The 25923-nt window shown below is 42.5% G+C and carries 25 protein-coding genes and 1 tRNA gene; 13 read left to right on the top strand and 13 right to left on the bottom strand.

Annotated elements, in window-relative coordinates:
* Positions 1–112: 112 nt before the first annotated feature.
* Positions 113–1348, bottom strand: coding sequence for a winged helix-turn-helix domain-containing protein (locus LS482_RS09405; protein ID WP_233031527.1), 1236 nt, complete (start codon positions 1346–1348; stop codon positions 113–115).
* Between the two features lie 335 nt (positions 1349–1683).
* The gene (locus LS482_RS09400; protein WP_233031526.1) at positions 1684–1917 is read right to left on the bottom strand and encodes a hypothetical protein; all 234 of its coding nucleotides are present in this window, start codon (positions 1915–1917) and stop codon (positions 1684–1686) included.
* 925 nt (positions 1918–2842) lie between these two features.
* Between LS482_RS09400 and LS482_RS09395 the strand changes: the two genes are divergently transcribed.
* Positions 2843–3880 carry a terpene synthase family protein gene (locus LS482_RS09395; protein ID WP_233031525.1) on the top strand — a complete coding sequence of 346 codons (1038 nt, stop codon included), beginning with the start codon at positions 2843–2845 and terminating at the stop codon, positions 3878–3880.
* A 30-nt stretch (positions 3881–3910) separates the two neighbouring features.
* On the opposite strand, the gene LS482_RS09390 is transcribed toward LS482_RS09395, so the two are convergent.
* Together LS482_RS09390 and LS482_RS09385 are read right to left on the bottom strand one after the other, a co-directional pair.
* Complete coding sequence (locus LS482_RS09390) at positions 3911–5212, bottom strand: PepSY-associated TM helix domain-containing protein (protein ID WP_233031524.1); 1302 nt, start codon at positions 5210–5212, stop codon at positions 3911–3913.
* Positions 5213–5220: 8 nt separating this feature from the next.
* Positions 5221–7647, bottom strand: a complete 2427-nt coding sequence (locus LS482_RS09385; RefSeq protein WP_233031523.1) for a TonB-dependent receptor — start codon at positions 7645–7647, stop codon at positions 5221–5223.
* A gap of 760 nt (positions 7648–8407) precedes the next feature.
* Between LS482_RS09385 and LS482_RS09380 the strand changes: the two genes are divergently transcribed.
* From LS482_RS09380 to LS482_RS09370, 3 genes are read left to right on the top strand one after another with little or no spacing between them, the layout of a single operon-like run.
* On the top strand, positions 8408–9004 hold the full coding sequence (locus tag LS482_RS09380) for a superoxide dismutase (protein WP_233031522.1): 597 nt from the start codon (positions 8408–8410) through the stop codon (positions 9002–9004).
* A 7-nt stretch (positions 9005–9011) separates the two neighbouring features.
* A complete protein-coding gene (locus tag LS482_RS09375) occupies positions 9012–9452 on the top strand; it encodes a DUF2753 family protein (protein WP_233031521.1) in 441 nt (146 codons plus the stop codon).
* A gap of 30 nt (positions 9453–9482) precedes the next feature.
* Entirely contained in the window at positions 9483–9926 is a 444-nt protein-coding gene (locus LS482_RS09370; RefSeq protein ID WP_233031520.1) for a BT0820 family HAD-type phosphatase, read from the top strand.
* A 292-nt stretch (positions 9927–10218) separates the two neighbouring features.
* Here LS482_RS09370 and LS482_RS09365 read toward each other — a convergent pair whose 3' ends face one another.
* Together LS482_RS09365 and LS482_RS09360 are read right to left on the bottom strand one after the other, a co-directional pair.
* The gene (locus LS482_RS09365; RefSeq protein ID WP_233031519.1) at positions 10219–10662 is read right to left on the bottom strand and encodes a GNAT family N-acetyltransferase; all 444 of its coding nucleotides are present in this window, start codon (positions 10660–10662) and stop codon (positions 10219–10221) included.
* Positions 10663–10664: 2 nt separating this feature from the next.
* Positions 10665–11057: a rhodanese-like domain-containing protein gene (locus LS482_RS09360; RefSeq protein WP_233031518.1), complete on the bottom strand. Its 393-nt coding sequence runs from the start codon at positions 11055–11057 to the stop codon at positions 10665–10667.
* Positions 11058–11083: 26 nt separating this feature from the next.
* Between LS482_RS09360 and LS482_RS09355 the strand changes: the two genes are divergently transcribed.
* Positions 11084–12082 carry a LysR family transcriptional regulator gene (locus LS482_RS09355; RefSeq protein WP_233031517.1) on the top strand — a complete coding sequence of 333 codons (999 nt, stop codon included), beginning with the start codon at positions 11084–11086 and terminating at the stop codon, positions 12080–12082.
* Positions 12083–12148: 66 nt separating this feature from the next.
* Here LS482_RS09355 and LS482_RS09350 read toward each other — a convergent pair.
* Together LS482_RS09350 and mce are read right to left on the bottom strand one after the other, a co-directional pair.
* Positions 12149–12222 (bottom strand) — tRNA-Ile (locus LS482_RS09350).
* A 68-nt stretch (positions 12223–12290) separates the two neighbouring features.
* Positions 12291–12725 (bottom strand): methylmalonyl-CoA epimerase, encoded by a 435-nt coding sequence (gene mce / locus LS482_RS09345; RefSeq protein ID WP_233031516.1) that lies wholly within the window; start codon positions 12723–12725, stop codon positions 12291–12293.
* Positions 12726–12833: 108 nt separating this feature from the next.
* On the opposite strand from mce, the gene rbfA reads away from it, so the two are divergent.
* Together rbfA and LS482_RS09335 are read left to right on the top strand one after the other, a co-directional pair.
* Positions 12834–13226 (top strand): 30S ribosome-binding factor RbfA, encoded by a 393-nt coding sequence (rbfA, locus tag LS482_RS09340; protein ID WP_233031515.1) that lies wholly within the window; start codon positions 12834–12836, stop codon positions 13224–13226.
* Positions 13227–13306: 80 nt separating this feature from the next.
* Entirely contained in the window at positions 13307–14515 is a 1209-nt protein-coding gene (locus LS482_RS09335) for an ABC transporter permease (RefSeq protein WP_233031514.1), read from the top strand.
* 232 nt (positions 14516–14747) lie between these two features.
* Here LS482_RS09335 and dusB read toward each other — a convergent pair whose 3' ends face one another.
* Complete coding sequence (gene dusB / locus LS482_RS09330; protein ID WP_233031513.1) at positions 14748–15740, bottom strand: tRNA dihydrouridine synthase DusB; 993 nt, start codon at positions 15738–15740, stop codon at positions 14748–14750.
* A gap of 194 nt (positions 15741–15934) precedes the next feature.
* Between dusB and LS482_RS09325 the strand changes: the two genes are divergently transcribed.
* The 5 genes from LS482_RS09325 to mtgA all read left to right on the top strand — a co-directional run bounded on the left by LS482_RS09325 (position 15935) and on the right by mtgA (position 21521).
* Complete coding sequence (locus tag LS482_RS09325) at positions 15935–17380, top strand: sulfatase family protein (RefSeq protein ID WP_233031512.1); 1446 nt, start codon at positions 15935–15937, stop codon at positions 17378–17380.
* Positions 17381–17524: 144 nt separating this feature from the next.
* Positions 17525–19321 carry a translation elongation factor 4 gene (gene lepA, locus LS482_RS09320; RefSeq protein ID WP_233031511.1) on the top strand — a complete coding sequence of 599 codons (1797 nt, stop codon included), beginning with the start codon at positions 17525–17527 and terminating at the stop codon, positions 19319–19321.
* Between the two features lie 74 nt (positions 19322–19395).
* Entirely contained in the window at positions 19396–19575 is a 180-nt protein-coding gene (locus LS482_RS09315) for a hypothetical protein (RefSeq protein ID WP_233031510.1), read from the top strand.
* A gap of 148 nt (positions 19576–19723) precedes the next feature.
* Entirely contained in the window at positions 19724–20839 is a 1116-nt protein-coding gene (locus LS482_RS09310; protein WP_233031509.1) for an NAD(P)/FAD-dependent oxidoreductase, read from the top strand.
* Between the two features lies 1 nt (position 20840).
* Entirely contained in the window at positions 20841–21521 is a 681-nt protein-coding gene (mtgA, locus tag LS482_RS09305) for a monofunctional biosynthetic peptidoglycan transglycosylase (RefSeq protein ID WP_233031508.1), read from the top strand.
* Between the two features lie 20 nt (positions 21522–21541).
* Here the strand turns inward: mtgA and LS482_RS09300 are convergent, their stop codons facing one another.
* The 4 genes from LS482_RS09300 to LS482_RS09285 all read right to left on the bottom strand — a co-directional run bounded on the left by LS482_RS09300 (position 21542) and on the right by LS482_RS09285 (position 23572).
* The gene (locus LS482_RS09300; RefSeq protein WP_233031507.1) at positions 21542–22006 is read right to left on the bottom strand and encodes a GNAT family N-acetyltransferase; all 465 of its coding nucleotides are present in this window, start codon (positions 22004–22006) and stop codon (positions 21542–21544) included.
* A gap of 45 nt (positions 22007–22051) precedes the next feature.
* The gene (gene rpiB, locus LS482_RS09295) at positions 22052–22486 is read right to left on the bottom strand and encodes a ribose 5-phosphate isomerase B (protein WP_233031506.1); all 435 of its coding nucleotides are present in this window, start codon (positions 22484–22486) and stop codon (positions 22052–22054) included.
* Between the two features lie 623 nt (positions 22487–23109).
* A complete protein-coding gene (locus tag LS482_RS09290) occupies positions 23110–23352 on the bottom strand; it encodes a putative signal transducing protein (RefSeq protein WP_233031505.1) in 243 nt (80 codons plus the stop codon).
* A gap of 58 nt (positions 23353–23410) precedes the next feature.
* Entirely contained in the window at positions 23411–23572 is a 162-nt protein-coding gene (locus LS482_RS09285) for a hypothetical protein (RefSeq protein WP_233031504.1), read from the bottom strand.
* Between the two features lie 138 nt (positions 23573–23710).
* Here LS482_RS09285 and rnr point away from each other — a divergent pair, with 138 nt between their 5' ends.
* A complete protein-coding gene (gene rnr, locus LS482_RS09280; RefSeq protein ID WP_233031503.1) occupies positions 23711–25906 on the top strand; it encodes a ribonuclease R in 2196 nt (731 codons plus the stop codon).
* Positions 25907–25923: the final 17 nt, after the last annotated feature.

Genomic DNA, 25923 nt, shown 5'->3' with positions numbered 1-25923 from the left:
CATCGATGAGCTCTTATACCGTTTTTACAAGAAAATGTCAATTCATCGATAGTAATTCCGCATATTACTTAACAACTTGTGTAACGGTTTCCGTTGTTGTGGTGCCTTTTTTTTATTCATTTATCGGGGTCTTCCCTTTAAAAGCCTGCTTTAACGTGCGTGTTAGTTCCGGCGGACTCACTTTAGACAATTTGATTGATTGACAGCCGTTAAAAGCGGCAAAGTGCTGTACCGCTTTTACAAACGGATCCAGCCATGATTCGATATCTTCCCGTCTGTCTTCAATGTGTAAATGGATCAGCTCGAATTGACCGTTTTTGCGATGTGCTTTACAGTCGACACGCCCTATAAATGCATCGCCGAACAAAATGGGCAGGCAGAAATAGCCATACCGCCTCTTTTCTTTAGGGGTGTAGCATTCTAGCCGAAAGTTGTAGTTAAAAAGTTGTTCGATACGGTCACGGTGAATGATCGAATTGTCAAAAGGAGACAGAAGCCGAACATGGGAAGCTGGCTTTTTGATTGTATTTTCAAGTAAAGTATGAAGTGCAAAAATTGTAGGCATACCATCAATCTTTATTTGTTGCACTGTTTGTTCTTCAAGCATTGTTTGTAACACCTGTTTAACATTTTTTCGTAGTGATTCACCGGTTCTTAGATGTGTTATTTGTTTAATGGTAGTGAATCCATACGCACGAAGATGGGTTTTAATTAAATATTCAGCAAACTCCAAAGGACCGGGTTCAACGGTGTTGACTGTGTCGGGCAACACTCTTTCGGTCAGGTCGTAGACTTTTTCCATACCGTCACGTCCGCAGATCATTAGATCACCCTGCATAAAGAGTTGCTCAAGAGCGATCTTTGCTGGCTTCCAGTTCCACCATTTTCCTGATTTTTTGTTGATCGATTCAAAATCCCTGGCTTTTTGCGGGCCATCGATACGAATCCTGTCATATACATAACGGAGGCTGTTTTGGTCAGCAGCATTGTTGTAATGGCGAGCCTCCCCGCGTTTGATGCTTAGCATTTTGGGTAAGGCATAGCGAAAATCCCTCATCGGCAGAAAAGAGGCAGCGTGAAACCAATATTCAAATACTGCACGTTCTTCCACCAACTGATGCAGGTATTCGCTTTGGTAACCCGGCACCCTTGTCCAAAAGGTATGATGATGTGCACGTGCAATAACTGACAGTGTGTCTATTTGGATATAACCAAGATATTCCAACGCGCGTAGCACTGCTTTTTTTCCTGTTCCGAATGGGTGTATTTCACTTAACCCCTGGCATTGTAATGTTGCATGCTGAAGTTGCTTTAACAGCAACCCTTTCTTTATTTTATTCTTGTTCATTTTTATCTGACTGCTGGTATTTACACCGTTGCTCGTGGTATTACACCTAACTTGTTTTATAAATACCAAATATATCGAGATACGGTTAAATAATCGGGATAACAAGGAATAAATGGCTAATACCAATTAAGAGCTTGTTTAAAAAGAATTCAATTGGCTAAAAAAATGCCCTTTTTGCCCCATATTTGTCTTTTTATCGCTCCATAGCTATGGCTATGCAGCTCAAAAAACCCTTCATATGGAACAAAAATCATCATTTTTCGCTACAATCAATCCTTTTTAAACAAGCTCTAAAGTATAAAATGTCTATTTCTTTGAAAGTCTTTTTCCCGGGATTACATCATTATTCTTACAAAAAAACTCATATATCCCGCCTTTATTCTTAAATATCTGTCCTTTTTATCATTTGTATAATCACGCTGATTATGGACATATTCCCATAGACCTTTCCAAATTAATATGAATTTTTTAATAAATATTTCCAATGGCTTATCATCATTACTTAATACAGGATTATTGTAATTAGATTTATCTATCACAAACAATATATGTAAGTTACTGTTTTTCATAATTTAAAATTTTATTAGGGATGCTTTTTTTGAATTGAAGAGTATGCCGAATTGTATGCCCTTTTAGGCAAAAAGTTGGCAAGTTAACGAATATTGGATGTTGATGTAAAAGTGAAGAACAAATGAGCAAAATGGTAATTGTGCTTACTGTAATAAGCAAAGGAATATCATCCCGTTGGAAAGTCTAATGCCGTTTTTAATGGAGACCGTTACTTATTATTGATACTGCGATGCTCCGGCAGTGTAAATTCTATTGGCATACCCGAAGATATTATTTGATTAATCGCCATTTGTACCTCCCGGGCCGGAATTAAAGAGCAATGGTTTTCTTGAGTATTATAGGTTTCCACATAATATTCTTCTTATTAGCCCATCTATTCAAGCATCTTTAATCCCTCGCTTCCTCTTTTCACCGATATCCACAATCCTGCCCGACATATCTTGAAATTCATCAGTTTTCCGGATATCATAACTTCCCGAAAACAATATTATTGACCTCCCGTATTTCTACAACATCCTCCATAGATATCCTGATTTTACTTCTCATTATTTTATTTTGATCATTTACGATATACAAAGCATCCGGATTTAGTTCCGGAGCCCCTGGTCCATTAATAACAGAAATCCGGATATATTAAGTTGATGCCATCCATGCAGTTCAGTTTTTGGTTATACCGGATGTGGCTGGGAGTAAAATGGCAAACTGGACACTACATAAAAAATCATGATTTCGCCTTAAATACAATAATTTATGAAAGAAAATATTTCTTTTTATATACGTATTAATTCACACAAAATAAGTAATTTGCACTTATGATGCCTCTAAGTATATTTTCATTACTATCAAAGGATTGCTTCTCCCGTATCAACAACTCTTCTTTGGTTTAGGCACCAAAAAAGTAATATTAATTTCTAAAAAGGAAGTATGAAAGCACCTGATCACATTACCAGTCGATTAATCTACCCTTATCCTTTTCTTAAAAATCCCTTGGCGGAAAAAGCACAAAAACATATCGAGGATTTCCTTATTGATATAGAGTACCGGGAACTGGGCTATCAAGAGAATGTACTAAAATCCTTTAAAGGTACCAAAACCGCATATATTGCCAGTTGGTGGTATCCCACGGTGAGTTACGAAAGACTCCTGGTATTGAGTCGCTTTATGACCTGGACCATGGCTCATGACGACATTTTCGAGCAACGCAGCGAATCCCGGGTCAAAGAGGCTGCCGAAGAGGTAGTGGCCATTTTAAAAGGCCGGATGATGCCACATGAAACAGATTATATATTAGGTGGCCAACTATACCGTCTGAGACGGGGGCTGCTTTACTATATGTCTGAAAATGCCGTTGCCCATTTTGCCGATATGGTAGATTTTTACATGCAAGGTGTTGCCATGGAAAGTAAATACCGTAATGGCGGTGTGTGGCCCACTGCGGAAGACGTAATCCGTATCCGCTCGCAATCCATCTGCATGCGCCCGTTTTATGCCTTGTTACCGGTGGAGATGAAGGTTGAACTGCCTGAGGAAATTCTTTCGCACCCGGACATTGTAAAACTGGAATTATTGGCTGGTAACGCTATAGCCCGATACAACGATGGAGAATCCTATTTTAAGGACCTGGACAATGAGGAAGGAAAATACCTTAACCTGTTAACGGTTATGATGCATCACAACAATTGGACTGAGAAAGAAGCCGTCGAAGAACTGATTAAGATTTTCAATACACATAACCGTGAGTTTCGGGAACTACAATTTTCGTTGCCGGATTTTGGCGATGAATGGAACGAGCATGTGGCCAATTATGTAAACTATGTTTCCATGACCGCCACGGGTTGGAAACGGTGTTCTTTCTATGAATTGAAACGGTACAGTTATGGCGGATGGGTACCCTCACCCGATTACCTGGATATAGAGGACAATTTCAGGGAGCGTTCAAAGGTGAAAAAAACCAATAATTAAAGGGTTTCATAACTATTGGTTGAATCACCCCTAAATTAACAAATGTTGCACTGCTTTATTCAGGCGATATACAAAAATATAATACCCCAGGGCTATAAATATCGCCCACCCCAGACTTATCAAGATCATGGACTGGGCCGATATATGATAACGTTCCGTGAGGAAATAATACATGAAAAACAACATAACGGCACAAATGCCCCAGTTGATATAGCGCCATATGCCCATTACTTTTTGTCCGTTCTTTTTTCGCTTAATGGCCTTTCGCTTCAGCGTTATCCAGATTCCGGTCAGTACCAGGGATGAAATGCCCAACCCGGCGATAAACCATATAATTTTGGTGACCAAACCGCCCCAGTATCCAAAATGTAAAGGGTCTGCTATGTCGTTAAGCCACATTACAGTACCCATTTCACGGGCTTTTTGTGTTTTGACCACCTCATAGGTATACGGATTTATATACACCCGGTTGGCCCGTTGCCTTACCAGGGGCACATCGCTTTTACCGGTGAGGTAGAGCACGGCGGAGGGATTTTGCGGAGGCAATAGATCACCCGCTTTCAGCTGGGGAATTTCTTTTTTTGCAATACTCAGGGCTTTGTCGTAGTCCAAAGAAAAAGCGGGGTCTTCTTTCAAAGTAGAAATTCCTTCTGAAACATTTTTCACTTTAGGAGGCCTTGGATTTGCTTCAACACCTATCCCCGCTACATTGGCGCGTTCCAAAAAGTACCAGATTCCGGTAATGGAGAACAAAAGGGTGAAAGGAACCGACCATAATCCTGCCAGACGGTGCAGGCTCCTGAAAAACACCAGCACTCCTTTGCCCGTTTCCAGTTTAAATAGCTTGCGCCACCATTTTTTGTAGAAAACCAGTGCCGTAATCAGAGAGGTTAACAACAAAAAGGCAAAGATAAGTACGGTAAAATGGCCTGCCTGAAAAGGAATAAACAGGAAATAGTGCAGATCCCTGAAAAAGCGCTGGAAGGTCAGCCGGGCTTCTCCCTGGATCTCACCAGTATAGGGGTTGGCAAACACATAAGAGGTATACCCGCCTTCTTTTTTGTAAATAACATCGCATAAATAAGGTTCATCCGTCCGCATCCAGTAGCCTATACTTGCATCGGGATAGCTGTTGCGGAAATTAGCAACAATGGTGTTTCTTGACGCCAGTTCCTGCTGTGGCGTAGCCCGGGCATCCGGGTTAAACAACCAGTCCATTTCATGGCTTAATGTGGCCAGCGTACCGGAAAAGCATACGATAAAAAACAGGATGCTCAACCGGATACCTATCCAGCTGTGGATATTAAAAAATATTTTCTTTTTGACCTTCATTCAGCAGCTTAAAAAGTGTATCCTACACCCAACAGGTAATTTCTCGGTGCCCCCGGGTATAAGCGGTTATAGCTGTAGCCCCCTACCCAGTGCGTCTTGTCAAAAAGGTTGTTGACCAAAAGACGTATATTGAATTTGCCGACATTATACGATACTCCGGCATCTGCCACGGTATACGAAGGCAATTGCAGGTTCCTGTCGAAGGTATTCCTTTTGGTAACAAAATTAGCGCCCAGTGTTAACGCCAAACCATTCAGTTTACCCCTTACGAAGGTGTACTTCCCGAAAAAACCTCCCTGATGCAAAGGGGCATTTTCTTTTCGTCGTCCCACTTCCTCCGGGTCGTCGCTTTCACTGATAATGGCCTCGTTATAGGCGTAATTTGCGGTAAGGCTAAGGTTGGGCAGAATGCGACCGTTAATGTCCAGTTCTATTCCTTTCGATTCTTCCTTTCCGCGTTGTCTCAGCAATTCGGGATTCCCCTCTTCATTGGCATTGACCAGGATGTTGCTGTTTTCTATGTAATACACCGCCAGGGTGGCGGCAAGCCTGTTGTTAAAAAATTCTCCTTTGGCCCCGGCTTCAACCATATAGGCTTGCAACGGGTCAAAAGGTCCCCCGGCATTGGGGTTAGTAAGGCTGGCTACTCCCTGTGGCTGAAAGCTTTCGGTATAGGTACCGTAAACATTGATGTTTTCTGTAGCAGCATAAACCATACCTATCCGTGGTAAAAATTTCTCCTGGGTGACCGTTTCCTCATCGGGGCGGTCATAGTCTGTAACGTCGTTGTAATACTCTTGCCGGCCACCCAGCAGGAATTGAAACTTGTTCCATTTGATCTGGTCCTGTACATAAAAGCCGTAATTGTAGTATTTGGTCGGGTCGCTGGGACTGTCTTCAAAAATGTAATCGCTCAGGCGGGCAACATTGTAGTTCGGGTTTTCCAGATCAAAGTGCGGCACATTGGGTACAGGATTGTCATTTTCGTCCCTTAAAAAATCGGGGAAGTCGTCAGGGTTGATGGATGCACCGCCCCCTTCCAACAGGTAGCCCCGGGCAAAAGACTGTGCATTGCCTACAGGTTGCCTTTGTTCATTATAATCGCCGCCAACCACGATCTTGTGTTCCAGGGCACCGGTGTTCGCCTCGTAAGAAAAATAGGCCGAAAAATTGTCTGCAATGGCCTGCTGTTGCCGGGTAATGACCATCATTCCCATAAGCGTGGGGATGGGCTCTCCACGACTGTCTAACCCGAACTTGTTGGAGGTACGATGCTCTACCAGGTCCTCTTCATACATATACCTCATATAGGAAGCGTTGAAAGAAAGCCGGTCCGAAAACTGATGATTCAGGGACAGGGTGGAATAAGCCACATCGGTTTTGTGATAATCACTGGTCTGCCCGATCGCAAAGGAAATGGGGGTTGAGTTCAGGTCTGTTCCTGCTGTGGCTCCGAATATGGGTTGGCCCCGGTCCAGTTTGCCGTCGAAATTGGTGATGACCAGGTCAAAATTGATCCGTGTCTTATCTGTAGGCAGGAAGGAAATGGAAGGTGCGATCACATACGACTTGAATTCCTGTAAATCTCTAAAGCTGTCCGAGTTTTCATAGGCGAGGTTCAGGCGGTACAACAAGGTTTTCTTTTCGTTGATAGGCCCGGTAAAATCGGCGGTGGTACGCAGGGTGTTAAAACTTCCCAACGTAAAATTAATAGCTTTCCGATCTTCGGCAAGGGGTTTTTTGGTTACCCGGTTCATAATTCCTCCGGGGATCGAGTTCCCGAACATGGCCGAAGCAGGCCCCTTGATAACTTCCACACGTTCTATATTGGCCAGGAGCGGTTGTGGCCCGAACAGGCCAATAACACGAAGCCCGTTGATATAGGTTTCCCCCGAACGAAAACCGCGAAAGGTAAAATCATCGTAATAGGAAAACTGGTTGACCCCGCTAATGTTTTTGACCACATCGTTGACCCGGTAGGCCTGCTGATCTGCAAAGACTTCTTTAGTGACATAACTGACAGCCTGGGGGATATCCTTGATTGCCGTAGCTGTTTTGGTGGCTGCAAAGGTCAGCGCATTTTTATAGGATTTCTCACGCCGGCCTATAATCTCCACCTGCTGCAATTGTTCACTCGAAGCCGTAAGCACAAAGTCCAGGGTAATCACCTCCCGGCCGGAAACACTGATCGTCCTGGACTGTGATTTGTATCCCAAAAAGGAAACTTCAATGGTATAGCTTCCTTCATCAACGTTGTTGATCGTATAGTTTCCGTCGTAATCCGTAGTGGTGCCTTTGGTGTCGGTAAGTATAACATTGGCGCCCAGAAGGGGTTCGTTGTCTTCATCGGTTACCGTACCTTTCAGGGTAGCCTGGGCGAAAATTAAAGTACTCGATAGTAATAGAAATACTAAAGAAAAAAGTGTGTTTTTCATTTTTTTGGATGATTCGTTGGGAGACAAAAGTAATATTGGTATTTATTTAGACCAAATATAAATTAATATTTTTGGTGTTTTTATAGGATCAGGATCAAAGGTTGTGGGGTTTTTCGCTTGTTATAAGTTTCCGGTTTTGGTTTTGCCACGGATACAAGAATGTTTTTTGGATAGAATGTTGTATGTAAGGCTGATACATTGTAAACCCGGGAGAGTTTTCAGTTTCCTTCATTTACAAAAAACCAAACCACGCTGTACCTTTCAGTACAGCAGTTTTGGCAGGCTGTGAAATTGTATTTTAGTTATTTGGTTATTCAGTTATTGAGTTCGTGCGTGATGCCTAAATAACTGAATAACCTGTTGTTAATCTGTTAACCCAACCCTGCTGTCGACGTCTGGACTTCAACAATGTTCCCAACTTTTGAGATTGCCCCGTAATTTTTTTCAAATGTAAAACATCCCGTCCATCATAAGGCAGGGATTTTATTATAGTTTCCCTGTGACGGGACAGCGCACTTTTAAAATAATTTTAGATAAGGCTAAAATTATTTTTAGAATAAACTATATTTTATTAAGTTTGTCATGTAAAACTTTATTCGCAATGGCCATGGAGTATGTTATACAAATTCTTCAACGAGAAAAAAGAATGTTGAACGCCACATCAGAAATACAAACCTGATGCAAACCGATATGAAAGAAGCCGTACAGGAACTGACTAAAATAACTGCAATAAAAAAACATAAAAATTATTAAACTTAAGATGAAAACAGTATATCAACTGCCCGAATTGCCTTATGATACAAATTCCCTTGCCCCTATCATCACCGAAGAAACCTTTGATTATCACTACGGGAAGCACCACGCTGCCTATGTGAACAACCTGAACGGCCTTACCAAAGACACTCCGTTGGCCGGTATTCCCCTGAAAGAGGTTGTCCGGGAGGGCTTTGAAAACAACAATGCAGCGCTCTTCAACAATGCAGCCCAGCACTGGAATCACAGTTTCTTCTGGCATTGCCTGTCCCCGGATGGAGGTAAGGCCCCGACCGGGAAGATCAAGGCATACATCGAAAGGGATTTTGAAAGTTTTGAAAAGTTCAAAGAGGAATTTTCGGCAAGCGCTGTGAAACTGTTCGGTGCAGGCTGGACATGGCTGGCACAGGACCAGGAAGGCAAACTGGAAATCCTTCCCATGAAAGACGCCCATACCCCGCTCACCGAAGACAAAACCCCCATCCTTACTCTTGACGTATGGGAACATGCCTACTACATTGACTACCGCAATGCCCGCCCGAAATTCGTGGAAAGTTTCTGGGAGATCGTCAATTGGGATTTTGCCGACAAAAACCTCAAATAGCAATACCATGAGTGAGCCGTGCCTGAATCACATAGAAAACTTTTGGAAAGCCAAGACAAAGGCATCCAACCAATTGTTCCGCAAAGGGCAGTTCGAAGAAGCTTTGAAAGGATACAAAGATGCCCTTTACCGGGCCGAAGTATTAAACAACCATCTCTCCGACTGTATTCGCAATCGTGTTCCTTTTATACAGTTATATGTTATTTCATGCAATAACATCGCCTACACCCATGTGGAACTCAAACAGCAGAAGGAAGCCGGGGCCATGTTCAGGCGGGTCATTTATTATCTTTTACACCTGCTGAAGCATGAACACCCGGATATCAATACAGAAGAAATTCAAAGCGAATTAAAAAGAGCTGCCCTGACCTATACCGACTTTGCAGCGGAGAACAAAAATAAAATAGACAAAGATCTGTTTTCTGCATTAAAAACAAAACACGGTTAAGAATAACAACTTCACCCTTGACCTCAAAGCATGAATCATTTTATATATAGTTCCGGAAAAGTCATAGCCGTAGATTTTGACGGAACCATTGTCGAACATAAATACCCTAAGATAGGAAAGGAAATGCCCCGTGCCTTTCATACGATCAGGGCCTTACAGCAAAAAGGGCACCGGCTTGTCCTGTGGACCTACAGGCAGGGTAAAAGCCTGGAAGATGCTGTGGATTATTGTAAAGATCACGGGGTCGAATTCTATGCGGTAAATGAAAATTATCCCGGGGAAACCCGGGGAAATGGGTATAGCCGGAAGCTTAATGCCGATATCTTTATTGACGACCGGAATATAGGCGGGTTTTTAGGTTGGAATAAGATATGGCAGTGCCTTCATCCGGAAGAAGTGACAACAGTTACCCAAAAAAAACACAAGAGAGTGAAAATCATCGATGTACTACGTTCTATATTTTCCACAGACTGAAATTCGAAACCCAATGAAAAAAACTTACCTTGAGTGCAAATTGCATGCAAATAAAAAAGGCTTCAAGAGTTCAACCTCTGTAAAGCCTTAATTTTACCGGTGGACCCAAAGATACAAATTTCGAACCAATTTTTGGAAGATTTGGAGCTTTTAGGTGAACTTTCAGATTAAAAACATCTTGGGTTAAGGTATGATTTATAGATAATTAGGTTGATGTGGAAATCCTGAATAGAGCCATTTTTCTAATGGCTTTAGATCCTTTTAAAATTGTCCAGTTGAAATATTGATTAATTCAGATATGCCAAAAAAATCGCTCCTTGTTCTTGGATGTTGCCCCCAATTTGTAATAAAAGCGGATTGCTTTTATGTTGAAATTAGGTGTTTGCCATTGAATCATGTTGCAATTTTCGGATGTTGCATCTTCTTTTATCTGTTCCATGACTTGCTTTCCAGCACCTTTCCCTCTAATTCTTTCTTTGAGATACAAACAATCGAGATAAATGTAAAAGTTAGCATCCCAGGTTGAAATTTGTTTTATATATGTGGCATATCCAACTATTTCGCCTTTATATTCGACTACTAAACACTTTAAAGGTGAATCCTCTTTAAAAAGGAGTTCTCCTAACCGCTTTTCATGATTTTTTGTTAACCATGCTGTTTTTTCATACCGGGCATGTTCCTTGCACAATCCGGAAATTTGTCTGAGATCTTCTTCCCTAGCAAATCTGATGTTCATCTTTAACAAGCACATTGTATTTTAGAACCTTTTACCGGATTCTTTCCCTCGGTAGCATAGCCGTCAAACTTCCACCATTCAATACCTCCGATCAATTCTTTAACCTTAAAGCCTAACTTTGTCATCTTTAAAGCACCTTTAGTGGAGGCATTACAGCCAATTCCGTCACAATAACAAACATAGGTCTTCTCCCGGTCCAAATGTTTAGTAGTTTCTTCATCCATTTCCCTATGGGGTAGATTGATTGCCGTAGGGATATGTTCTTTTTCATAGCCAAATGACTGACGGGTATCTACAACAACAATACTCTGACTGTTTTCGAGTGCATGGAATACATCCGACGGATCCATTTCGTAAGCGAGTTTTCTTTCGTAAAATTCAATTTGTTTTTGCATGATATTAGGATTTAAATTCAGCTCAAATGTATGGTGTTGAAAAGCCTCCGAATATTTTTGAGGTTGAGGGATTTGATACTTTAGCTGAAATATTTTCAGCTTACCGGTATTGCCATTATATTAATTTTGTACCCATGGAGATCAAGTATTTCAGGCTTATAAAAACGATTGCAGACGAAGGGAGTATAGCCAATTCATCGGAAAAATTGTTTCTAACTCAGTCGGCATTGAGTCATCAGTTGAGAGAATTGGAGGGACAACTCGGATTTAAGATATTTCATAGGACAAGGAACAAATGGGAATTGACAGAAGAAGGAATAGAGCTCTATAAATTGGGAGGAACTATTCTCGATAGCATAGAAAAGGGATTTAAAAACATCCGGAACATAAAAGCCGGTTCGGCGGGAAGTATTAAAGTAAGTACGGAGTGTTACTCATTCTATCAAGGTTTATCCGGATTTATCCAGAAAATGGGATTGCTGTATCCTGAGATTCATGTGGATTTGATCCTTGAAGCCACACATCAGCCCATTTCCAAAATTTTGTCCAGTGAAATTGATATTGCAATAGTTACTGAAAAACCTTCAAATAACTCACTTGCCCATGTCGAAATACACGAAGATGAGATCTTTGCCATTATGCACAGGGAAAGTGTTTTAAATCAATATAGTTTTTTAGATCCCGGCCATTTTTCAAAGGCACACCTGATCATTCATTCCTTTCCTTTGGAAACGGTTTCTGTTTATCAACACTTTTTAAAGCCGAATAAAATTAACCCATTAAAAATTTCGGCCATTCCGCTTACAGAAGTTGCTTTGGAAATGGTTATGGCCAATATGGGAATTATTTGTATGCCAAAATGGCCTTTAAAGACATTCAAGTTATCAGATGATTTGGTCTTTAAGAGAATAAGCAGTAATGGTTTAAAGAGGACCCATTACCTCGTTTTTAGAAATTCCGATATCCATAAAAAGTATATTAAAGACTTTATTTCTAATTTTCAGGATGACTTTTCGGTTAAGTAGTTATCAAATGAACCGTGCGGAATGAAAAAAGCCCCCGAAGTCTCAGAGGCCTTGCGTTTACTGTTGTGGTCCCACCTGGGCTCGAACCAGGGACCCCTTGATTATGAGTCAAGTGCTCTAACCAGCTGAGCTATAGGACCCGCATTTTGCGGATGCAATATTACTACTTATTTTAATTTGCTGCAAACTTTTTAGGCTTTTTATATCATCACTTTTCTCCTGTATTACCGGGGGATTTTGGCGCTTCTGTCTCCTGACAAAGTTCCACCAAAACCCCGTTAGTGCTTTTAGGGTGTAAAAAAACAACTTTTTTATTGTCCGCTCCCTGTTTCGGAACTTCATTCAATACTACAAAACCTTCGGCCACCAACCGCCGCGTTTCCATTTCTATATCCGCTACATCAAAGGCGATATGATGAATCCCTTCTCCCCGCTTTTGTATGAACTTATGAATAGGACTGTCCGCGTTCGTCGCTTCCAGTAATTCGATCTTGCTTTCACCAACCCGGAAAAAAGATGTTTTTACCCCTTCACCTGCTACGGTTTCCGTTTTATATGGCTCAACTCCCAGTAATTTGGTATACAATGTATTGGATTTTTCAATATTGCTTACCGCAATTCCAAGATGTTCTATTTTTTTCATCACTTTATATTTTAACAAATATAGGATTTCCCATGTAATTTACTGAAACCGTATCGATTTATACGTTATACATGTCCCTGACTGCTCGGTATTTCCTATTTTTGCACTATGGAGAGTAACAGACAGAAAAAAATAGCAGGAGTAATCCAGCGCGACCTGGCCGATATATTGCAACGTGCCGCCACAGACGGAGGACTTCAGGGCATACTCATCTCCGTAACCAAAGTAGCTGTAACGGTTGATTTGTCCGTAGCCAAAATCTATTTGAGTATATTCCCTAATGCCAAAAGCGGGGAACTCCTGGCAGGAATTAAAAAAAATCAGTCACAGATAAAGCACGAACTCGCAAAGCGCACCAGAAATCAGTTGCGAAGAGTTCCCGAACTGGACTTTTTTATGGACGATTCCCTGGAATACATAGACAAAATCGAAAAATCCCTGAAAGGCAGGGAAAACCCCATACAAAATCCCGATATGCTGGACAAACGGAAAAAATCGTGAGCGCGGACTATCATATTTCCTACAGGACCACGTTATAAATCCACCGGAAGAGGACGAAAACGGCAACGCAAAAACAGACAGTGCATTTCCCCACATACATAGCCAAGAGATATCTGGTTTCCAAAAGCAGCCAGAATGCCGTAAATATAATCAATCTGGTCACTTTTCTTGTAGTGGTTATCGGCGCTGCAGCTTTATTTATTGTACTTTCCGGATTTGCAGGCCTTAAAACTTTCAGCCTTTCTTTCAGCAATTCTTTTGACCCCGACCTGAAAGTGTTAAAAGACAAGGGAAAATTCATTACTTTAACCGAAAGCGAAAAAAAACAGTTAAAAACCATTCCGGAAGTGATTTCCTATTCCCGGGAGATCGAAGAACAGATACTTTTGACCCACAAACAAAAGAACCATGTGGCCCTCATAAAAGGAACGGACGAAAATTATGCCAATGTAGTCAATACAGACAGTATTCTCTATTACGGAAACTGGTTTGACAGGGAACTGAATGAAGTAGTTACCGGTCTCGGTACCGCCAGCCTTCTCGGGATTGCTCTCAACGATTACAGAAATCCGTTGAAAATACTGGTGCCGAAACCGGGTAAAGGCAGTATAACGGGCAATACCACGCCTTATAATGAAGTGGCCGTCACCGTGTCCGGTGTTTATGCCATTACGGAAGACATCGACAAAAAATATGTGTTTTCCGATCTGGAATTGGTACAGAAGATACTACACAAAAACCCTGAAGAAATAACGGGAATAAACATAAAGCTCACCCCGAATGCAAACAAGGAAAAAGTAAAGCAGCAAATTGCTTCCGTATTTAACGACAAGGTGATTGTAAAAGACCGCGTTCAGCAAAATGATGCCTTATACCGTATGCTGAACACCGAAAACATGGCTACCTATCTTATCTTTACCCTGGTGCTTATCATCGCTTTGTTTAATGTGGTCGGAGCTATTATCATGATGATACTCGACAAACGTAAAAACCTGAACACCCTGTTCAGTATGGGGGCAACAGTAAAGCAATTACGCCGTATTTTCTTCGTACAGGGTATTTTGGTAACCCTGGTGGGCGGAAGTATGGGCATTGCACTTGGCGTATTGCTCACTTGGTCGCAAATGGCTTTCGGATGGCTTCGTATTACGCCTTCATTGCCCTATCCGGTGGAAATCCATCTTTCCAACATGCTTATCGTGTTGTGTACTATCGCAGTTTTAGGGCTTATCGCTGCCAAAATAGCTTCCGGAAGGATCTCGGAAAAACTGGTCCTCGAACAGAATTAGGAACTGTCGAAGCTATTTTTCAGCACATGGCCTGAGGCGGATGTTGAAAATATTAGATTGCATAAAGATTGATGGAAGATTGAATCCCCTAATTACAGGGAGATTAATTCTAAAAAAACGCTCTAAATCTTTCAATCTCATTCAATCTCCTGGCGTAGCCAGATCAATCTTTTAACCTCAGCTTTTTCGGGGATACAAAAGATGTAAAGGATTGAAAGATCCAAACAATTTCTCAGGCAAACTGATGATCTCCGAATTTTTCCAAAACCTCATCAAACGCTTCAAAAACATCTTTGGCATCGTCTGAAGTCACCATTTTCTGCCGGTATTCCTTGAAATGGGGAATCCCCTTGAAATAGTTCGTATAATGCCTTCTCGTTTCCAGTACTCCCAGTTTTTCCCCTTTCCAGTCTATGGACATTTGAAGGTGTCTTCGCGCAGCTTCCACCCTTTCTTCCATCGTTGGCGGCGTCATATGTGTTCCTGTTTCGAAAAAGTGTTTCACTTCCTTGAAAAACCAGGGATTCCCAATACTTGCCCGGCCTATCATGGCCCCGTCAAGACCAAATTTATCACGCATTTCCACAGCTCTTTCCGGACTGTCCACATCACCGTTACCAAAAACAGGAATATGCATCCGGGGATTGTTTTTTACTTCGGCGATCGGGCGCCAGTCAGCTTCTCCCTTATACATCTGTACCCGTGTACGGCCGTGAATGGATATCGCCTGGATGCCCACATCCTGCAAGCGTTCGGCCACCTCTACTATTTTTATGGAATCACTGTCCCAGCCAAGGCGTGTTTTTACAGTAACGGGAAGTTTCGTTCGCTTTACCATTTCCTCCGTGAGTTTTATCATCAACGGAATGTCGCGAAGTATCCCGGAACCCGCATTTTTACATACTACTTTTTTTACAGGACAGCCATAATTAATATCAATAATATCCGGGTTCGATTGTTCCACAATATCTATGGCCCGCAACATCGAATCGAGTTCCGCACCGAAAATCTGTATCCCTACGGGCCGTTCCTTTTTATAAATATCCAGTTTCTGTATACTCTTGGCAGCATCGCGTATCAATCCCTCCGAAGAAATAAATTCCGTATACACCACATCGGCCCCCTGCTCTTTGCAAAGCGCCCGGAAAGGAGGATCGCTCACATCTTCCATCGGGGCCAGCAATAAGGGAAACGTTCCCACTTCTATGTTACCTATCTTAACCACAGTACTTTAATTTATTGCGGTGCAAAGATAAAGCAAAATATCAGGAATGCATCATCATACCCAAAAACGCAGTGCTTATCCGGCATTAGCCCCCGGATTATCTTCATTATTTGCCGGATTCCACCCTGTTTTCCGGTAAAAGCAACATCAGAACGGTTTTTATTTGTTATTTTACCCTTCCAAAATTTAATATTATGCACTTCAGACTTTTACTTTTTACCGTAGTTTCCATTTGTTTGTTTTCGTGCACAAACACAAAAAAGAAAAAACAGGAAACCGCCGGTACAACCACTACACCGCCAAATGTAGTTATCATTTTTACCGATGATCAGGGTTATGAAGATGTTGGATGTTTCGGTTCTCCCGATATAAAAACCCCAAACCTGGACCAAATGGCCGGAGAAGGTATCAAACTCACCAGTTTTTATGCGGCTCAACCCGTGTGTTCCGCTTCCCGGGCAGCGCTCCTTACAGGCTGTTATCCTAACCGGTTAGGAATTCACAACGCGCTGATGCCCCATTCCGGAATAGGCTTGAATCCCGACGAAACCACTATGGCCGATATGCTGAAATCGAACGGGTACAACACCGCCATATACGGAAAATGGCACCTGGGTGACGATCCCGATTTTATGCCGAACAAACAGGGTTTTGACGATTTTTTCGGCATTCCGTTTTCCAACGACATGTGGCCGCACCATCCGCAACAGGGGACTATCTATGATTTTGATCCCCTGCCGTTATATGAAAATGAAAAAATTATAGACACCCTGGACGATCAATCCATGCTTACCACCCGGATCACGGAAAAAGCCGTAAAATTTATCGAAAACAACAGGGAAAATCCGTTTTTCCTTTACGTGGCGCATCCCCAGCCCCATGTTCCGTTGTTTGTTTCCGATAAGTTCAAGGGAAAATCAGAACGCGGACTTTACGGTGATGTTATCATGGAGATCGACTGGTCTGTCGGGCAAATACTTCAGTCACTTAAAGCCAATCAACTGGATAAAAACACCCTTGTTATTTTTACTTCCGACAACGGCCCCTGGCTTGCTTATGGCGATCATGCGGGTTCTGCACATCCCTTCCGCGAAGGAAAAGGCACCACCTGGGAAGGCGGCCAGCGCGAACCGTTTATTGCACGGTTTCCCGGAAAACTTCCCGAAAACAAGACCATAAACACGCCCGTAATGGCCATTGACCTTTTTCCCACCATTGCATCACTCACCAAAAGCACACTTCCTGAGCATAAAATAGACGGGAAGAATGTATGGGATATTTTTACAGGTGAAACCGGGGAAAATCCGCATGAAGCCTATTACTTTTATTACAAGGTAAATGAACTTCACGGCGTGCGCTATAATGACTGGAAGCTCTATTTTCCACACACCTACAGGACCATGAAAGGGCAGGAGCCGGGCACGGGAGGAACCCCCGGAAAATACAGGCATATAACACTTGATGATATAGAATTGTACAACCTTTCCACCGATTCCACAGAGACCGAAAACGTGGCAGGGAAACATCCTGAAGTCGTACGGAAAATAGTAGATCTGGCCAATAAAAAACGACAGGAACTCGGCGATAATCTTCTGGACATTAAAGGTAGCGAAAACCGGGCTCCGGGTAAAACCGAATAATCTTTTGTCAGGGAGAAATTTTCCCCGACCGGACAGCTCATTTAAAAAACGGAAATACCCAAAAATAAAATTATATTTGCAAATTAAACCTGTCCTTATGCTACCCGGTTTGAAACCGGGTGGCATGGGCATATAACATTTGCTATGAAGTACATCCGGAATTTTTGCATTATTGCCCATATAGACCACGGTAAAAGTACCCTGGCCGACAGGCTGCTGGACTACACCGGATCAGTAACGGAGCGGGAAAAGCAAAACCAGTTACTCGACAATATGGACCTGGAAAGGGAGCGGGGTATTACCATTAAATCCCATGCCATCCAGATGGAATACATACACAACGGGGAACATTATACCCTGAACCTGATCGATACCCCCGGACACGTGGACTTCTCTTATGAAGTATCCCGGTCCATCGCCGCCTGTGAAGGTGCATTGCTGGTGGTAGATGCCGCACAAAGCATACAGGCACAGACCATTTCCAACCTGTACCTGGCCCTCGAAAACGACCTGGAGATCATTCCGGTACTGAACAAGGTGGACCTCCCCAGTGCCAATCCGGAAGAAGTGACCGACGATATCGTAGACCTGCTGGGATGCAAACCCGAAGAAGTAATCCCTGCCAGCGGTAAAACGGGACTCGGGGTAGACAAAATAGTGGAGGCCATTATAGAACGTGTGCCCCCTCCGAAAGGAATTCCCGACGAACCGTTACAGGCCATGATCTTCGATTCGGTTTATAACCCTTTCCGGGGCGTTGAGGTTATTTTCCGGGTGATGAACGGTGAAATCACCAAGGGCCAGAAGATAAAATTCATGGCCACCCAAAAAGAATACTATGCCGATGAGATCGGAACGCTCAAACTAACGCAAGTACCTAAAAATGTGATCAAGACCGGGGATGTAGGCTATTTGATATCCGGAATCAAGGAAGCCCGGGAGGTCAAGGTAGGGGATACCATCACCGATGCCAAAACACCCACACAGAACATGATCGCCGGCTTTGAGAATGTCAAGCCGATGGTATTCGCCGGAATCTACCCCGTGGATACCGAAGATTACGAAGAACTGCGGGCCTCCATGGAAAAGTTACAACTGAACGACGCTTCGCTGGTCTTCACCCCGGAAAGTTCGGCCGCACTCGGTTTCGGTTTCCGTTGCGGGTTCCTCGGTATGCTTCATATGGAGATCATACAGGAACGGCTGGAACGCGAATTCGACATGACCGTGATTACCACGGTACCCAACGTATCCTACCTGGCCTACACCAAAAAAGATCCGGAAACGGCTGTTGTCGTAAATAACCCGTCCGACCTCCCCGAACCGTCCAAACTGGACAGGGTGGAGGAGCCCTATATCAAGGCCACTATCATTACCAAATCCGATTATGTAGGCCCGGTAATGAGTCTTTGTATAGAAAAACGCGGACAGATCACCAACCAGACTTACCTGACCCCGGAAAGGGTGGAACTCGCTTTTGATATTCCGCTCGCCGAGATCGTATTTGACTTTTACGACCGCTTAAAAACCGTTTCCAGGGGATATGCCTCGTTCGACTATTCGCCCATAGGCATGCGGACTTCCAAACTGGTCAAAGTGGATATTCTTCTCAACGGCCAGTCGGTAGATGCACTCTCGGCGCTGATACATGCCGATAATGCCTATAACATCGGGAAAAAGATGTGCGAAAAACTCAAGGAACTCATCCCGCGTCAGCAATTCGACATTCCGATACAGGCCGCAACAGGGGCGAAGATCATTTCCCGCGAAACCATCAAGGCCCTGCGGAAAGACGTTACGGCCAAATGTTACGGGGGGGATATTTCCCGTAAACGAAAACTGCTGGAAAAGCAGAAGAAAGGGAAAAAACGCATGCGCCAGGTAGGTAATGTGGAAATACCACAGCAAGCGTTTATGGCCGTACTGAAACTAAACGATTAAAGACCGGAATTCGCATTTCATTTTTATTTTGTCCTTTTATTCGTTACATTTAAAGGGTAAAATATTAATTCATAATGAAATACAGGTTTTTAAAATTGTCCGGTATCCTTATTTTCATGTTCGGTATAATTGCCTCGACGGTATATCATACAACCTCGGGAGAAGACATCCTGTGGCTGGATTTCATACTGGGTACCATAACAGGTGTGGGGATCGGCCTTACGCTTGGATTACTAAAAAAGAAAACGTCCTGAACTGCTACGGTACCTGTACTTTTTATCTTTCCGTTACCATTTTACGCCCGGTGATATTGTATAATTTTCTTAACTTGAACTTCTGATTTTTTTCACGGAAAAACCCGAATCGGGTTTCACCTTATAATGATACCGTAATTTCATACTTATGCAATTTTCGTACTGGGAAAAAACGGAATGGATCTCCGATATCGATTTTACCATTACAGGCAGTGGTATTACCGGACTTAACTGTGCCCTTGCCCTTCGAGAAAAACACCCGAAATCTAAGATACTTGTCCTGGAAAAAGGACTGCTTCCCCAGGGCGCCAGTACCAAAAATGCCGGATTTGCCTGTTTTGGCAGCATTTCCGAGCTTCTGGACGACCTGAACACATCTACCGAAGAAGAAATGGTAAACCTCGTGAAAAAGCGCTGGAAGGGCCTTGAATTGCTCAGAGAAAACCTGGGTGACAAAACCATGGACTATCTCCGGTATGGTGGCCAGGAATTATTTCTGAAAAATGATCCGGAGTTTTTTGAAACCTGTATGGACAATATAAACCGGATCAATAACCTCCTGCGCCCCGTGTTTAATGATGATGCCTTTTCGGTCAAAAAAAATGTATTCGGTCTCGGGGAAATTCAGGACCGGTATATTTTTACACCCTTTGAAGGGCAGATAAATACCGGAAAAATGATGCAGGCTCTCTTAAAACACTGTGCCGAAAAAGACATACACCTACTCAATGCCACAGAAGTACTGGACTTTGAGGATACCGGTAATAAAGTGACGGTAAAAACCGATCATTTTGAATTTTTTACAAAAAAGCTGTTCATTGCTACCAACGGTTTTTCCTCCAACCTGATACAGGAAGACGTTTTCCCGGCCAGGGCACAGGTATTGATCACAAAACCGATAGAAAATCTAAAGATCAAGGGAACCTTTCACCTTGAAAAAGGATATTATTACTTCCGTAACGTAGGGAACAGGATATTGTTTGGTGGCGGGAGAAACCTGGATATTACCGGGGAAACTACCATCACTTTCGGCGAAACAAAGATCATACAGGACCGATTGGAACATATCCTGAAAACCGTTATACTTCCCGGAATTCCCCATGAAACGGAACAGCGATGGAGCGGAATCATGGGCGTAGGAAAACAAAAAAATCCGATAGTCAAACAACTCTCGGATAATGTTTACTGCGGTGTCCGTTTAGGCGGAATAGGCATTGCCATAGGTACATGGACAGGTAAGGAACTGGCAGCATTGACAGATTGATATGATAAGCAGAATAGCAAGATTTATAGCAAAATGTATCTTTTGGTTCGTCCTTATATCCGTTTTGCTGGTACTTTTTTACAGGTGGTGTCCCGTCTATATCACTCCGCTTATGGTCATCCGGAGCATAGAACAACAACAGGAGGGAAAAAGCATCGTTATGAAACACGATTGGGTGCCCCTCGAAAAAATATCAAAAACCCTGCAGCTTGCCGTTATTTGCAGTGAAGACCAGAATTTCACAAAACACAACGGCTTTGATTTCGACGCTATTGAAAAGGCCTATGAAAACAATCTGAAGGGAAACCGTCTCAGGGGAGGGAGTACCATTAGCCAGCAAACCGCAAAAAACGTGTTTTTATGGCCGCAAAGAAGCTGGTTCCGGAAAGCACTGGAAACCTATTTTACCTTTCTCATAGAGTTGTTGTGGAGCAAAGAACGCATCCTGGAAGTATACCTCAATTCTATTGAAATGGGAGATGGCATTTACGGAGCAGAAGCGGCAGCCGTATTCTGGTTCAACATCCCCGCTGAAAACCTCAACAAAAAACAGGCGGCTGCTATAGCGGCTGTTTTGCCCGGCCCGAGAAAATACGTGGCCCATCCGCCTTCAGGTTACATACGGGGAAGGATAAACTGGATAACCCGGCAAATGACTTATTACGGAAGACTGGAATTATGAAAAATCCCTGAAATACTTCCTCAGGAATTTTTTCCTGCGGATGATTCCCTTATCATTGCTATATGGGGAATGCCGTCTTCCAGGTATTCCTTACCTACAGGGACAAAACCGTGCTTTTCATAAAACCGGATCAGGTATTTCTGTGCCGATATTTTTATTCTGAATTCCTCAAAACGATCTTCAATAGCCTTTACGGAGGCTTCTATGATGTCATGACCATAACCATATTCGCGTTCTTTCCCGTGCACTACCACACGCCCTATACTCGCTTCCTCAAAATAACCTCCGCCGGGGAATAACCGGGTGTAGGCCACGATCCTGTCCTCTTTTTTACCGATCAGATGCAGTGCTTTCCGGTCTTTCCCGTCAATATCCTGATATACGCAATCCTGTTCCACTACAAAAACCTCGGAACGCAGTTGCAGCATGTCGTACAACTCGTCTCTCGAAAGTTCGTCAAAAGTTTTTACGGAAATAGAAAGCATAGGGAACTGTCAATACACTAATATTTACAAATACAACCCGGCCGGTCAGCAACTGACCGGGATCTTGTTGATCCTGTTCTCATGCCTTCCGCCTTCAAATTTTGTATTCAAAAATACCTTTACCATATCCAGCGTCTGGGGAAGTGAAGTAAACCGGGCGGGAATACTCAGAATATTGGCATTGTTGTGCTCCCTGGCCAGTTCTGCTATTTCCCTGGTCCAGCAAAGGGCAGCGCGGACACCCTGGTGTTTGTTGGCAGTCATCGAAGCACCGTTGCCACTTCCGCATATAATAATACCGCAATCTACCGTACCTTTTTCCACATCATCAGCAACCGGATGTACAAAATCGGGATAATCCACGCTTGAACTTTCATCCGTTCCGTGGTTGATCACTTCAATGCCCATGTCTTCCAGAAGTTCTTTTACCGCAAATTTGTATTCCGTGCCCGCATGATCGTTCCCTATGGATATTTTCATCGTATCAAATGTTTATTATTACCAATTACAAAGGTACTAAATAAGCCATTTTAACACCTATAAACAGCCTTGTTAATTTAATTTTATAATTAATTAATCTTCAGTTCATTGTAACTTAACATAGATTGTTGATATTTATAGATTATTTACTGACAAGTAAATTTGCATATATCGATTTATATTGCAATATGATTTTATCCGCGAAGAATACAAAACATTTCTTTTAATTTTTCTTCGCCGGTTATTAAACTTCAATACCGGTTTATCAACAGTTATTAATAGCTTATTTATTAAAAATAACGGCTTGTTCACAGTTGTTGACAACTGTTAATTACTTTGTGTTTTGCGGTATAAATTAATCCTTTACATTTTTAATTGCCTGTTAACTTCCGGGGATATTTTTTAATAAACCCCGAAGTCAAGTTTTTCCGGAAAATTTTACTCCACAAATTAACAGGCTATAATACCCACCAAAAAGATTTTTTTATAAAAAAGAAATATGATAGATATTATAACTGGTGTTAATTACTTTTCAGAAATCGTTATGTGTAAACAAAATTAAAGGTAGTCATAAAATTCGGTGATGTCTGATGTAAACGTGAAGCAGGAAGAAGTAGATTGTTTCAGACGATTCGCATAAAAGAACTGTTGTCATCAAGGTCTTTTATAATAGTCCGGGCAGCTTCAACACATGATTTGTGAACCTTGAGCCTGATACCGCCGAGAGCATTGGAATAGAAAGGGGTAATATTAACCATGGTTTCGTTTTCAAACACGTGTGGAATGCCTTCGTCCTCCAGGATATGACGAAGTACCGTATATTCGTGCGGATAGGTGAAAGTAGCCACCACTACAAAATCTTCCATGTGAAACACATTGTTGGTTAACTTCTTTGATAAAAATAAAAAAATAGACGGATATTTGCTAAAATATTTTGGTATAGGAAGTTGAAGTTTCATTAACCGTACGCACTTCCCTCAAACCTTCTTTTTGGTCGAGAGCGTTGTCGATATAGTGTATGAACGACAGTATTCCCGTAATGAGGATAAGTACAAAAACAGCTATTATTTTATAAACTTTTTTCAAGAGCAGACTCCTTTTTACTATATAAGACGAAGATATGGACGAATTGTTACACCAATTTTAATATAATTTTAACTTTCCCTTACCTGAATACTACTTCAATTATTATTTGTACTTTTCAGCTTTAATAGAAACGATTATATGTCAAGAAAGAAAAAACATGCAGAAAAACAGAAAAAGAATGAGATTACGAAAGGTATTTTTTCTGTACTGGAGAAGAATCCAAAAGAATCCTTTAACTATAAACAATTAGCTTCCAGACTGGGAATAAAAGATACTAACGGAAGAAATCTGCTTATAAAAAAACTGGGCCAGCTCAAGGAAAAGGAAAAAATCGAAGAGGTGGAGCGCGGTAGATACCGGGCCATACCTTCAAAGAATTATTTCACGGGAACCGTAGATGTTACCGGAAGGGGAAATGCGTACGTGGTGTGCGATGACCTTGACCAGGATGTATTTGTGCCTTCAAATATGTTAAACAGGGCATTCCATGGCGATGAAGTGGAAGTGTATGTCTTTCCCAGACGAAGAAAAAACAGTAAAAAGCTGGAAGGAGAGATCACTAAGGTCATCTCCAGGAAGAAAACGGCTTTTGTGGGAATTGTACAGATACAAAAGAATTTTGCTTTCGTATTGCCTACGGATTTCAGGATGTATTCGGATATTTTTGTAGCTAAAAATAAAATAAACGGTGCGGAAAACGGGGATAAGGTACTGGTGGAGATCACGGAATGGCCGGAAAAGGCAGATTCGCCTTACGGAAGAATTACAGAGGTCTTCGGGAAACCGGGCGACCACGACACCGAAATTCACGCTATACTGGCGGAATACGGTTTGCCTTATACCTTCCCGGAAGAAGTGGAACACTTTGCCAATAAACTGGATACTTCAATTACTCCCGAAGAAATAAAAAAACGTCGTGATATGCGCGACGTACTTACATTTACAATTGATCCCAGGGATGCCAAGGACTTTGACGACGCGTTGTCGTTCCGGGTGCTGGACAACGGTAATTATGAAATAGGCATACACATAGCCGATGTATCGCACTACGTGGTTCCCGGTACTTTGCTGGATGAAGAAGCATATAACAGGGCCACTTCCGTCTACCTGGTAGACCGCGTGGTACCGATGCTGCCCGAAATATTGTCCAACAACGCCTGTTCCCTGCGTCCGCAGGAAGAAAAGTACACCTTTTCGGCGGTTTTTGAAATGAATGACAAGGCCGAGGTGTTAAACCAGTGGTTTGGCCGTACCGTAACGTATTCTGACCGCAGATTTGCTTATGAAGAAGCGCAGGCAATTCTGGAAAGCGGAAACAATGAAGTTCCGGAAGCGGTATCACTCACGGGAAAAGCTTATAAAGTGGAGAAGGAAACGGCCGAAGCGATATGCAACCTGGACAGGCTGGCAAAGAAAATGCGCACCAGGCGGATGCGCATGGGAGCCATTTCGTTTGACAAGGTGGAAGTGAAGTTTCATCTGGACGAGGATAAGGTACCTACCGGAGTTTATTTCAAGGAGGCCAAGGATGCCAACAAACTGATCGAGGAATTCATGTTACTGGCCAACAAAAAGGTTGCAGAATTCATCGGGAGGAAGAAACCGCAGAAAACATTTGTATATCGGGTACACGACGAACCGGACGACGAAAAATTAATGCAGTTACAGGGCGTTATTTCCAGGTTTGGATACGCTCTTAACATGAAGAGCAGAAAAACCATTACAAGTTCTTTAAACAGCCTTCTGGAAGAAGTGCAGGGGAAAAAGGAACAAAACCTGGTAGATACTTTGGCCATACGAACCATGAGTAAGGCAGAATATACCACGCATAATATCGGGCATTACGGATTGGCATTTGATTTTTATACCCATTTTACATCACCGATACGAAGGTATCCCGATGTTATGGTACACCGTTTGCTTCAACATTATCTGGATGGTGCGGATTCTGCAAAAGAAGAAGAGTACGAAGAGCGGTGCCGTCATTCTTCCAGTATGGAGAACCTCGCAGTAAATGCAGAACGCGATTCCATTAAATACATGCAGATCAAGTTCATGGAAGAGCGTACGGATCAGGAATTTGTCGGAGTGATCTCCGGTGTGACCGAATGGGGCATTTATGTGGAAATCATTGAAAACAAATGCGAAGGCATGATACGGATACGCGATATTCGGGACGACTATTATGTCTTTGACGATAAGCAGTATGCCCTGGTAGGGGAAGTTACCAAGAACATGTACCAACTGGGTGATGAAGTAATAGTCAAAGTGAAGAGCACTGACCTCATAAAACGGCATCTTGATTTTGATTTGCTCGGAAAAGCGGGAGAATAGGGTATTTTAGACATTTT

The sequence above is a fragment of the Sinomicrobium kalidii genome (assembly GCF_021183825.1).
Taxonomy (GTDB): Bacteria; Bacteroidota; Bacteroidia; order Flavobacteriales; family Flavobacteriaceae; genus Sinomicrobium; species Sinomicrobium kalidii.
The sequence above is the reverse complement of the archived record's forward strand: the minus strand, read 5'-3'. Positions and strand labels throughout refer to the sequence as shown.

Excerpts from the sequence above, each read along its gene's own strand:
- LS482_RS09290 (WP_233031505.1), bottom strand. The coding sequence starts at position 23,352 with ATGGAAGATTTTGTAGTGGTGGCTACTTTCACCTATCCGCACGAATAT.
- LS482_RS09375 (WP_233031521.1), top strand. The coding sequence starts at position 9,012 with ATGAGTGAGCCGTGCCTGAATCACATAGAAAACTTTTGGAAAGCCAAG.
- mtgA (WP_233031508.1), top strand. The coding sequence starts at position 20,841 with ATGATAAGCAGAATAGCAAGATTTATAGCAAAATGTATCTTTTGGTTC.
- LS482_RS09400 (WP_233031526.1), bottom strand. The coding sequence starts at position 1,917 with ATGAAAAACAGTAACTTACATATATTGTTTGTGATAGATAAATCTAAT.
- rnr (WP_233031503.1), top strand. The coding sequence starts at position 23,711 with ATGTCAAGAAAGAAAAAACATGCAGAAAAACAGAAAAAGAATGAGATT.
- rpiB (WP_233031506.1), bottom strand. The coding sequence starts at position 22,486 with ATGAAAATATCCATAGGGAACGATCATGCGGGCACGGAATACAAATTT.
- LS482_RS09365 (WP_233031519.1), bottom strand. The coding sequence starts at position 10,662 with ATGAACATCAGATTTGCTAGGGAAGAAGATCTCAGACAAATTTCCGGA.
- LS482_RS09390 (WP_233031524.1), bottom strand. The coding sequence starts at position 5,212 with ATGAAGGTCAAAAAGAAAATATTTTTTAATATCCACAGCTGGATAGGT.
- LS482_RS09310 (WP_233031509.1), top strand. The coding sequence starts at position 19,724 with ATGCAATTTTCGTACTGGGAAAAAACGGAATGGATCTCCGATATCGAT.
- LS482_RS09315 (WP_233031510.1), top strand. The coding sequence starts at position 19,396 with ATGAAATACAGGTTTTTAAAATTGTCCGGTATCCTTATTTTCATGTTC.
- LS482_RS09360 (WP_233031518.1), bottom strand. The coding sequence starts at position 11,057 with ATGCAAAAACAAATTGAATTTTACGAAAGAAAACTCGCTTACGAAATG.
- LS482_RS09370 (WP_233031520.1), top strand. The coding sequence starts at position 9,483 with ATGAATCATTTTATATATAGTTCCGGAAAAGTCATAGCCGTAGATTTT.
- LS482_RS09385 (WP_233031523.1), bottom strand. The coding sequence starts at position 7,647 with ATGAAAAACACACTTTTTTCTTTAGTATTTCTATTACTATCGAGTACT.
- LS482_RS09405 (WP_233031527.1), bottom strand. The coding sequence starts at position 1,348 with ATGAACAAGAATAAAATAAAGAAAGGGTTGCTGTTAAAGCAACTTCAG.
- lepA (WP_233031511.1), top strand. The coding sequence starts at position 17,525 with ATGAAGTACATCCGGAATTTTTGCATTATTGCCCATATAGACCACGGT.
- rbfA (WP_233031515.1), top strand. The coding sequence starts at position 12,834 with ATGGAGAGTAACAGACAGAAAAAAATAGCAGGAGTAATCCAGCGCGAC.
- LS482_RS09325 (WP_233031512.1), top strand. The coding sequence starts at position 15,935 with ATGCACTTCAGACTTTTACTTTTTACCGTAGTTTCCATTTGTTTGTTT.
- LS482_RS09355 (WP_233031517.1), top strand. The coding sequence starts at position 11,084 with ATGTATGGTGTTGAAAAGCCTCCGAATATTTTTGAGGTTGAGGGATTT.
- LS482_RS09380 (WP_233031522.1), top strand. The coding sequence starts at position 8,408 with ATGAAAACAGTATATCAACTGCCCGAATTGCCTTATGATACAAATTCC.
- LS482_RS09395 (WP_233031525.1), top strand. The coding sequence starts at position 2,843 with ATGAAAGCACCTGATCACATTACCAGTCGATTAATCTACCCTTATCCT.
- LS482_RS09300 (WP_233031507.1), bottom strand. The coding sequence starts at position 22,006 with ATGCTTTCTATTTCCGTAAAAACTTTTGACGAACTTTCGAGAGACGAG.
- mce (WP_233031516.1), bottom strand. The coding sequence starts at position 12,725 with ATGAAAAAAATAGAACATCTTGGAATTGCGGTAAGCAATATTGAAAAA.